At 38.1% G+C, this 9,216-nt stretch carries 8 protein-coding genes; 3 read left to right on the forward strand and 5 right to left on the reverse strand.

Annotated elements, in window-relative coordinates; all coding sequences use genetic code 11:
• Window positions 1-166 precede the first annotated feature (166 nt).
• The gene (locus AC1DG9_RS07945; protein ID WP_048906975.1) at window positions 167-688 is read left to right on the forward strand and encodes a hypothetical protein; all 522 of its coding nucleotides are present in this window, start codon (window positions 167-169) and stop codon (window positions 686-688) included.
• A gap of 45 nt (window positions 689-733) precedes the next feature.
• Here the strand turns inward: AC1DG9_RS07945 and AC1DG9_RS07950 are convergent, their stop codons facing one another.
• Complete coding sequence (locus tag AC1DG9_RS07950) at window positions 734-1,315, reverse strand: DUF1684 domain-containing protein (protein ID WP_337716456.1); 582 nt, start codon at window positions 1,313-1,315, stop codon at window positions 734-736.
• 138 nt (window positions 1,316-1,453) lie between these two features.
• Between AC1DG9_RS07950 and trxA the strand changes: the two genes are divergently transcribed.
• Window positions 1,454-1,750, forward strand: coding sequence for a thioredoxin (trxA, locus tag AC1DG9_RS07955; RefSeq protein WP_337716454.1), 297 nt, complete (start codon window positions 1,454-1,456; stop codon window positions 1,748-1,750).
• Between the two features lie 14 nt (window positions 1,751-1,764).
• Here trxA and AC1DG9_RS07960 read toward each other — a convergent pair whose 3' ends face one another.
• Together AC1DG9_RS07960 and AC1DG9_RS07965 are read right to left on the reverse strand one after the other, a co-directional pair.
• Window positions 1,765-2,847 (reverse strand): serine hydrolase domain-containing protein, encoded by a 1,083-nt coding sequence (locus tag AC1DG9_RS07960; protein ID WP_337716452.1) that lies wholly within the window; start codon window positions 2,845-2,847, stop codon window positions 1,765-1,767.
• The gene (locus AC1DG9_RS07965) at window positions 2,848-3,039 is read right to left on the reverse strand and encodes a hypothetical protein (RefSeq protein ID WP_048906978.1); all 192 of its coding nucleotides are present in this window, start codon (window positions 3,037-3,039) and stop codon (window positions 2,848-2,850) included. It lies immediately after the preceding gene.
• A 282-nt stretch (window positions 3,040-3,321) separates the two neighbouring features.
• Here AC1DG9_RS07965 and AC1DG9_RS07970 point away from each other — a divergent pair, with 282 nt between their 5' ends.
• A complete protein-coding gene (locus AC1DG9_RS07970) occupies window positions 3,322-4,620 on the forward strand; it encodes an MFS transporter (protein WP_288881022.1) in 1,299 nt (432 codons plus the stop codon).
• Window positions 4,621-4,936: 316 nt separating this feature from the next.
• On the opposite strand, the gene dnaE is transcribed toward AC1DG9_RS07970, so the two are convergent.
• Together dnaE and dinB are read right to left on the reverse strand one after the other, a co-directional pair.
• Window positions 4,937-7,888: a DNA polymerase III subunit alpha gene (gene dnaE / locus AC1DG9_RS07975; protein WP_337716450.1), complete on the reverse strand. Its 2,952-nt coding sequence runs from the start codon at window positions 7,886-7,888 to the stop codon at window positions 4,937-4,939.
• 3 nt (window positions 7,889-7,891) lie between these two features.
• A complete protein-coding gene (gene dinB, locus AC1DG9_RS07980) occupies window positions 7,892-9,049 on the reverse strand; it encodes a DNA polymerase IV (protein ID WP_477634482.1) in 1,158 nt (385 codons plus the stop codon).
• Between the last annotated feature and the right edge of the window lie 167 nt (window positions 9,050-9,216).

Genomic DNA, 9,216 nt, shown 5'->3' on the forward strand with positions numbered 1-9,216 from the left:
AAATATATCCAAAAGAATAACATTAGCCGGTCTCCTTGGCTCATGGACTTGGGTATGGATTTTAGTTTTAACTAGAATACGCTAAGACCTAAACAAAAATCATTTATTTTATTATAATCAATTTGCTATGGCTATTTAATCCTTAGCAAATCATACATATATCCTTATGGACATTTTATACACTGTAGAAGAAAAGTATCTGCAGGCAATAGAAGAACTTCATTATGGCGAGCTGCCAAAAGCGCTTCACTTTTTTCATGAAATCGTTAATTCAGATCCGGAGTATGCCAGAGCATATTATCAATTGGGTAGTTTTTATTATTATCAGTTCAAAAATTACCAAACTGCCGGCTACTATTATAAAAAGTGCATAGAACTGGAGGCTGATTTCCCTGATGTTTATGAACATTATCTAAAGCTGTTGATCACATTAAAAATGCATAAATTAGCTCAAAACATAGCTAAAAAGGCATTAACTGTTCCAGGAGTTTGTAAAGCTCACATTCATGAGAGCCTTGGCTTAAATGCTGAGGAATTACAAGACTTCGCTACAGCAAAAGAGCACTACAAACAAGCGGCGCTAGCAACTGCCTCACAAACTGAGCACGAACTATTCCAAGATCATTTAAAGCGTATTAAAGATAAGCAGACAGCAAATCTAAATATGGTTTATGCTTATCAGAGTTAGTTGATTAAATCAACTAACTCTGATTTTTAATTCTATCAAAAGAAATTATTTATGTTTTTTATCTCCGGTATATATCATTTCACCAGCTTTAACCTTAAGTTTCAGGTCATTTTCTGCCGGAGGTTTAGGACATTGATAGCCATCGCTATAAGCACAATAAGGGCTGTAGGCCTTATTGAAATCGACCTCAATAAAATTTCCTGAAATATCCTGGCTGCTTAGGTCAATATACCTTCCACCACCGTATGATTCCTCCGAGTTGGTTTCATCAGTAAATGGCAGAAATAAATGATCCTTATATTCGGCAATTTTCGATAAAGAAATGCTTTTATATATAGTAAGCTTCTGGGGTTCGCCATTTAATTTAAAACTAAGAATTGCATAACGTATATATTCCCTGCTAGTACCTGTGTAGGTTGGCATTTGGAATGATGTTTCGTTCATTAAAAGCTCTACATTCGCTTTTATCCTATAGTTACTATCGGCTTCAAAAAAATGTAAATTCTTTAGATCACCTTCCTTTAGCGGTGAACGGGTATCCTTCAAAAAATCTGCCTTGTAATTTTCGCGGTGCGTTGCAATCTGTGTTTTATAATCTTGTGCAAAACTGTTCAGTTGAATCATCATAAACAGTATAAAGCAGTATCTAATCATATCATTAAAATCTAGTTTACAAAGCTATCAATTTATATATTAGAAATCCCACTCAGGTATGTGGCATTCTGTTTGTTGCTTAGAATAACATAACATTAAACTAGTAATACTATGGCTACATTCTCAGAAATCATTAAAGGTGATAAACCGGTACTTGTCGATTTTTATGCTACATGGTGTGGCCCATGCAAAGTTATGGCGCCCATTCTGGACACATTAAAAAAACAAGTTGGAGAGACTGCAACCATTCTAAAAATAGATGTGGACAAGAATCAAGCCGCTGCTGCCGCATACGGTGTGCAAGGTGTACCTACTTTTATACTCTTTAAACAAGGTAAAATTCTTTGGAGGCAATCTGGAGTTGTTCAGGCAACGCAATTACAGCAGATCATCAACCAATACGCTTAGGCACCAAACACCATCTATTTCTGGCCCAAATAAGCAGCAATTACTTTTAGGCGCATCTTATTAAGATCAGTCGTGTTCGTATTGGATAAGAAAATAAAAGTAAGATCTTTATCAACAAGGTGTACCCAGTTCGCATTATGTCCGTACCCTGCTCCCTGCCTTTCAGCAAATATGGTATTTACATTTCCGAATTTCTTAGGGTATACCCAAAATCCAAAAGCAACATCTCCAAGCTTTTCATCCCCCTTAAGCATTACATCCACCGTCTCAGGTTTTAATATTTTATGATTAAAAATTGCCTGATCAAACAACAGCAAATCCTGCGGCGTTGAGTACATAGCTCCCGCAGAATAGAAATTATCCATATAATAATTTGTTGGCATATAAAGATCTGTTACACTTGAATCTCTATTTGAATAACCATGATCTATGCCTTTTATGATGTCCTCATGATGAAGGTAATCTGTATGAAACATTTTTAAAGGCAATAATATTTTTTCTTTTAGCACCTGCTGGTAACTTTTTCCATAAATATTCTCTATTATTTTACCCAGGATAATGAAGTCGCCATTATTATAATTGAATTTAGTACCTGGCGTATCTATTAATTTTTCTGAAAGGAATTTATTTATAAAAGTATCCAGAGGCCAGATTGTTTTATCATAAGCCTCATGTATCATTTCCGGAGAACTAATATCCCTATGAAACCTTCCACTACTATAGGTAAGTAAATTCCTGATAGTAACTTTTCTTGCAGCTTCGCCCTTATATTCAGGATAATATACAGAGATTGTTGAATCTAAATTTATTCTTTTTTGTTCATAGAGCTGCATGATCAGTACAGCCGTGAATGTTTTGGTTAACGACCAAATGTGAAATCTTGTATTTTCGGAATACCTGATATCATTAACCCTATCTGCTATTCCCGTATATTTTAAATACTCAATTTTCCCACTCCTTGCAATTAGCACTGCGCCGTTAAAGTTTCGCTGTTTTACACAGGAATCAACTACCTCCTGAACTTTTTTAATTTGTCCGGAAGCACAGTTTGCAAGGAACAGAAGTATTACCAGGTTTATAGCTCTTGTCAAAGGCATTTACCCATTAATAGCATCTTCCAGTTTAGAGCCGTCTTTTGTTAAAACTTCAAAATGATGGCTTTTAGATAGTTTTAAAAGGTGACCAATAAAATCGGTCGCTGTAGGATAAACATGTTTATCGAATTTAAGAATGGTTTCGATCTTGTTAACTGCGTTAACATACTCGTCTTTGATTTCTTTTTGATTCATAACGTACTGCTTTACAGATAAAAAATAAACAATACAAGATACAAATTAATTCGTTCATCAAATAACCATGGAATATAGTTACAATTATATTACAACTAGATAGGCTATAAAAAGAAAACAGGAATGATCCTACCGACCATTCCTGTATATCTAAATTAACGCTCTCCATATAAAGACGCATTTAGAAACAAAATATTGTATACGCCTTTAAAAATTTTTAGTTGATCCATTTTTGCCTATATAAAGATCAAACTCTATAAATTGCATTTAACTATAAAACCTATGGAAGGAAATGATGATAAAATCTCGGCAAGAAGACTAAAAGCCATTTTTGGTGGCTCCATAGGTAATCTTGTAGAATGGTACGACTGGTATGCCTACTCTGCTTTTGCAATTTATTTTTCCGCCTCCTTTTTTCCTGAAGGAAACCCCACTGTACAGTTAATAAATACCGCAGGGATATTTGCTTTAGGTTTTTTAATGCGCCCACTTGGAGGCTATATTTTTGGTCGCGTTGCCGATCGCGTTGGTCGTAAACAATCCATGACACTTTCTGTATTATTGATGTCGCTGGGTTCTTTTCTAATCGCCCTAACGCCGACCTATAAAACCATTGGCATTATAGCACCCATCCTTTTGTTAACCGCAAGATTGCTTCAAGGCTTAAGTGTTGGTGGCGAGTATGGCGTATCTGCGACCTATTTAAGTGAAATGGCCACCAAAAACAGACGCGGATTTTACTCAAGTTTTCAATATGTAACTTTAATAGGGGGCCAATTACTAGCCCTCGCTATTCAATTAATCCTGCAAAGAGTACTACTATCTGAAACTCAACTTCAGGAATGGGGTTGGCGTATTCCATTTGTATTCGGTGCCATCCTTTCCATTGTTGCACTTTATCTTAGGAAAAACCTCGATGAGACAAAAGCATTCGAGAACCAAAAGCAACGCGGAAATGAAAAGAAAGGAACTATAAAAGAATTATTAAAACATCCCAAAGCAGTAATTACCGTAATAGGATTAACACTAGGCGGTACCCTCGCCTTCTATACCTACACAACTTATATGCAAAAGTTCCTTGTCAATACTGTACACATGACAAAAGAACAATCTACATTGATGTCGTTTTTAACACTACTCATCTTTGCATGTTTGCAGCCTTTATTCGGAGCATTGTCCGACAAAATAGGAAGGCGACCACTCCTCATTGCTTTTGGTGTATTAGGCACCATATGCACAGTTCCATTGCTTACAACGCTAAGTCACACCACCTCACAGTGGCAGGCGTTTTTTCTTTTAATGATTGCATTAATTATTGTTAGTGGCTATACCAGTATCAACGCAGTAGTAAAAGCCGAACTATTTCCAGCCCAGGTTAGAGCCCTTGGTGTTGGATTACCCTATGCGCTAACTGTTGCCATCTTCGGGGGATCAGCCGAATATATCGCTTTGCAATTAAAAGATTGGAACCATGAAGAATATTACTACTGGTACATCACCATCTGTATTTTCATATCCCTGATGGTGTATATTTTTATGAAGGATACAAAGAAGACTTCGAAACTAAATCAGGACAGTTGATAAATAAATTTTCGGGTTACTGTTTTAAGGAAGGCATTGCTGTTCGATGCAGGAACAACAATGCCTAAAAACCAAATATAAGCATGTCTACAAATCTTAATAGACATAATTAAAACGAAAAGTGCGAAACAAAAATTTATTTATGAGACTACAATTTAGGCACACAATTCTATTAACAAAAGTCCTATTCTCTTGATTCAAAAACAAAGAATACTATACATTCCGCACTTTTTCCGGCTATTAAGTTTTCGACAATTTTTTGTTTGGCATTTTGACTCATAAAAAATAAAATTCCAAATTTTGTATTTAATCAAGCTCAATCCATCACAGGATTATGAACAATAGGTAGCTTTGCAAACCTGATTACCTCAACACTTGGAAAACCGAAATCCTCCACTACTTTACCCAATATCAGGTAGCAACCTTTTCCTCTAAAAGGATAAGTAGGCGTGCTGTTGGGAAAATGTGTAGTATCAAAGAAATTTCCATCTGCGTCCAGAAAAGTACCAAACCACATTTTCTTGTTGTTTTTCGTATGCACAGTCTTTTCACAAACATACAATCCCACCATTTTTACCGTTTGTCCAACATATTGAATCAGGTTGTCTGTGCACACATCTCCTCTGTATGGGGTTTTCAATAGATCAAACATAGAAAGCGACAAAGGAAACCCAAGCAGTTCCAGCTCATGATAGGCATCTTCAAGCTTGGTATTAATCAGCTCTGGCAGCATATAATGTTTACTTTCCAAATGAAAAAGTTCTGCATGATTAACAGGCTTAACTTTACCACCCAACATCATATGCACCTCCCACAACAAAGTTTTCTTACTCTTACCTGTAAACCTTAAAGCTCCCACCCTAATTAAAATGATTACCTGTTCCAGTCCCATCCCAGTACGTTTTACAAAATCCTCCAGATCAATAAATGCACCATTTCGCTTAACCTCATCGGGAATTAATTCTATAAATCTATTCTCAAGTCCCTGTACACCAATAAGCCCCAGGTAGGCATCATTCCCTTTAATGGACACTCCAGAAGTACTTACATTTACACATGGCAAATGCACCTTTGCACCCGCTTTTTGCAATTCATGAACATACAACCAACGCGTATAAAACCCGCCGTAATTATTCAGCACCGCAACCATAAACTCCCGGGGATAGTAGGTTTTTAAATGTAAACTCTGATAACTTTCTACTGCAAAACTCGCTGAATGTGCTTTAGAGAAACTATAACCCGCAAAAGAGAATACCTGTCTCCATACCTCGGCCGTAATGGCCTGTGGCCTGCCCAATGCCTTTGCTCCTTCATGAAACTTTTCTACCAGCTTATTGAATTCTATTTTCGAGCGATATTTCCCACTCATCCCCCGTCTCAAAATGTCTGCATCCGTACCATCCATCCCCGCATAATGAATACAGATCTTAATCACATCTTCCTGATAAACCATTACCCCAAAAGTATCTTCCAGTTGTTCCTTCATTACCGGATGCAGGTATTCTACAGCATCTGGTTTATGAAAATTCTGAATGTAAGCCTTCATCATACCTGATTGTGCAACCCCAGGTCTAATAATACTGCTGGCCGCAACCAATGTCAGGTAATTCTCGCAGCCCAGCTTGGTAAGCAATTGCCGCATTGCCGGCGATTCGATGTAAAAACAACCAATGCTATTGCCAGATTTTAACTTGTTATTCAGGTTAGCATCGTTCATAAACGTCTTTACCTGATGGATATCTATTTTATATTGCTGATTTTCCTCCACCAGCCTCACTGCTTCTTTGATATGCCCTATCCCTCTTTGGCTTAGTATATCGTATTTATCGTAACCAATCACCTCCGCCTCGTACATATCCCATTGTACAGTGGGCATTCCTTTGGGTGGTAAATCCAATGCAGTGTAATAAGTAATCGGTTCTTCCGAAATCAGTACGCCACCAGCATGAATACTTCTTTGATTGGGCATCTCCTTCATCATTTCGTATATGGCGTTAATCTTTTCAAAAGTAGGATTGTTTCTGTTTTCCGTTGCTTTAGCCGGATCTGTAAAGCCCTCAATCTCAGCTTTTGGCAGGCCCATTACTTTACCAATCTCACGAATAATGGAGCGGTCTTTAAAGGTACTCATCGTGCCTAGCAGCGCAGTATGGTCTTTTCCGTAACGCTTAAAAATATAATCCTGCACATCTTCACGCTCATCCCAGGAATAATCAATGTCAAAATCCGGAGGCGAGGTACGTTGTGCATTCAGAAACCGCTCAAAATACAAATCGAGTTCCAGCGGATCTACGTCAGTGATACGCAAACAAAAAGCCACGGCACTATTAGCTCCTGAGCCCCTGCCTACATGATAATAACCCTTAGACATGGAATAACGAATAATATCCCAGGTGATTAAGAAATAGGCACAATACCCCAGGTCATTAATTACCTTCAGTTCGTTCTCTACTTTTTTCAGTGCCTCCTTATTGTTCTTTCCATAACGATAAATCAGACCTCCCATTGCCAGCTTTTCAAGCAGTGCTTTATCATCATTCTTACTCCCCGTAAAGGTTTTACGGTTCAGGTGCACTTTCCCCTCCGCATAATTCATCCTGCAGCTATCCATCAGTTTCCGTGTATTGTCTAGAATGAAAGTATATTTACTAAATCTAGCTTCCAGCTCCCCTGCGGGCAGAAATATATCGGTACTACTGCATTTATCTTCAGGCCCAATCATCGTAAGCAGCGTATTCAAATCTACCCCTCTCAAGTACTCATGTAAGCGGTATTCGAGCCTGTCGGCCACAAAAACAGGTTGTAATGCAAGTAATTTATCTTTTATATGATTGATCTCCTTGCCGTGCAAGCTATGCAGCTCATCATAGCGAATCCCCAGATATTCATTTTCGCCTAATGGTTCCGTTACATTATCACCTGCATAGGGGTAAATTACAACTGCATTTTTAAAGGGTTTTACCTTATCGGGCAGCTCTTTCTGTTCCAGATTATGCTCAGTCAGGAAATCATTTAACTCCTTCATCCCTTCCTTATCCTTGGCAACCCCAATATAAAGTAATTGCTTATTTCGTCTAAATTCAACACCTCCAATGGGCTTAATACCGCTCTTATTACATGCTCTCATAAACTCCATGATCCCCGTTGAGTTATTGATATCTGTAAGCACCATCTGCGTAACCCCTCGAGAAGTGGCTTCCTTTATGAGCTTTTCGATAGACATAGTGCCATAACGCAAGCTATATTGAGAATGAACGTTCAGGTACATGGCTTATAATTCAATATTCAACACAGATRCCCTTGTTACTGCCTTTTCTCCAAATCGCTTGCGAATCCTGTCCATTGCCTGCACCAGGCTATATTGTTCCTGCGATTCACTATACATATCAATTTGTTCAAATCCGTTTACCAGACTAGACAAACGCACACCAACAAGTCGTAATAACATCCTCTTGGTATATACCTGTTTAAAAAGTTCCTTTGCTTTTTGAATAAGTGTATTATCCAGTGCAGTGTAAGGGATAGATGCCTGCCTGGTAACATCTTCGAAATTAGAATACCTGATCGTTACAGTAATGCAGGCCGCAAGTTTCTTTTTTTCTCTCAGCTGAAATGCAATATCCATTACCATCGAAGTAAGCAGGTTATTGATCATATTTATATCTATAGTATCTGCTTTAAATGTGCACTGTGTGCCAATGCTCTTCTGCTCGGCATATGGAACTACCGGACTATTGTCTATCCCTTTGGCTCTTTGAAGCAGCGATAACCCATTTTTCCCCATCAGCATATTCATCTGATCCGGATGGATCTGGGCCAGTGTATGAATCTTCTTGATGCCCATATCACTGAGTTTTACAAAGGTCTTTTCTCCCAGTCCCGGAATTTTCCTGATTGAAAGAGGATTTAAAAAAGGTTGTACACCCGATGCTTCAACATTCTTCTCCCCGCTTGGCTTACATTCGTTAGTTGCCATTTTGGAAACCGTTTTATTTACCGACAACCCAAAAGAAATTGGTAAGCCCGATTCTTTCATAATAACTTGTCGAAGTTCATGGGCATAAGTCATACAACCATGGAACCTATCCATGCCCGTCATATCTATATAATGTTCATCAATACTGGCTTTTTCAAACAGCGGCGCCCTTTCCCTTATAATATCAGTAATTTCATGAGATGCTTTAGAATAAGCATCCATGCTGCCTTTAATAAAAACCCCATGCGGACACAGCATCTTTGCCATTCTGGCTGGCATCGCCGCATGTACCCCAAATTTTCGGGCCTCATAGCTACATGAAGTTACTACTCCACGATCCGACATGCCGCCAATAATTACGGGTTTTCCAATAAGACTACTATCCTTTTTTAACTCTACAGACACAAAAAATGCGTCCTGATCCATATGAATTATTTGCTTCCCTTCCCTCATGACAAATAAATTTAGGTCACGACAAAACTAAGCTAATAAAATTAGTAAAACAATTATAAAACTAAATATATTAGCGCAAATACAGATTATACTATTCGTTTAAGCAAGCATAAGGCCCGGGACTTCCTTTAGAATTTGATCCTTGTGAGCGGCAGATAGCCAGATAT

It is taken from the genome of Pedobacter sp. 05L430, from assembly GCF_056397585.1.

Coding starts and splice junctions, on each gene's coding strand:
- AC1DG9_RS07945 (WP_048906975.1), top strand. CDS start 167: ATGGACATTTTATACACTGTAGAAGAAAAGTATCTGCAGGCAATAGAA.
- AC1DG9_RS07950 (WP_337716456.1), bottom strand. CDS start 1,315: ATGATGATTCAACTGAACAGTTTTGCACAAGATTATAAAACACAGATT.
- trxA (WP_337716454.1), top strand. CDS start 1,454: ATGGCTACATTCTCAGAAATCATTAAAGGTGATAAACCGGTACTTGTC.
- AC1DG9_RS07960 (WP_337716452.1), bottom strand. CDS start 2,847: ATGCCTTTGACAAGAGCTATAAACCTGGTAATACTTCTGTTCCTTGCA.
- AC1DG9_RS07965 (WP_048906978.1), bottom strand. CDS start 3,039: ATGAATCAAAAAGAAATCAAAGACGAGTATGTTAACGCAGTTAACAAG.
- AC1DG9_RS07970 (WP_288881022.1), top strand. CDS start 3,322: ATGGAAGGAAATGATGATAAAATCTCGGCAAGAAGACTAAAAGCCATT.
- dnaE (WP_337716450.1), bottom strand. CDS start 7,888: ATGTACCTGAACGTTCATTCTCAATATAGCTTGCGTTATGGCACTATG.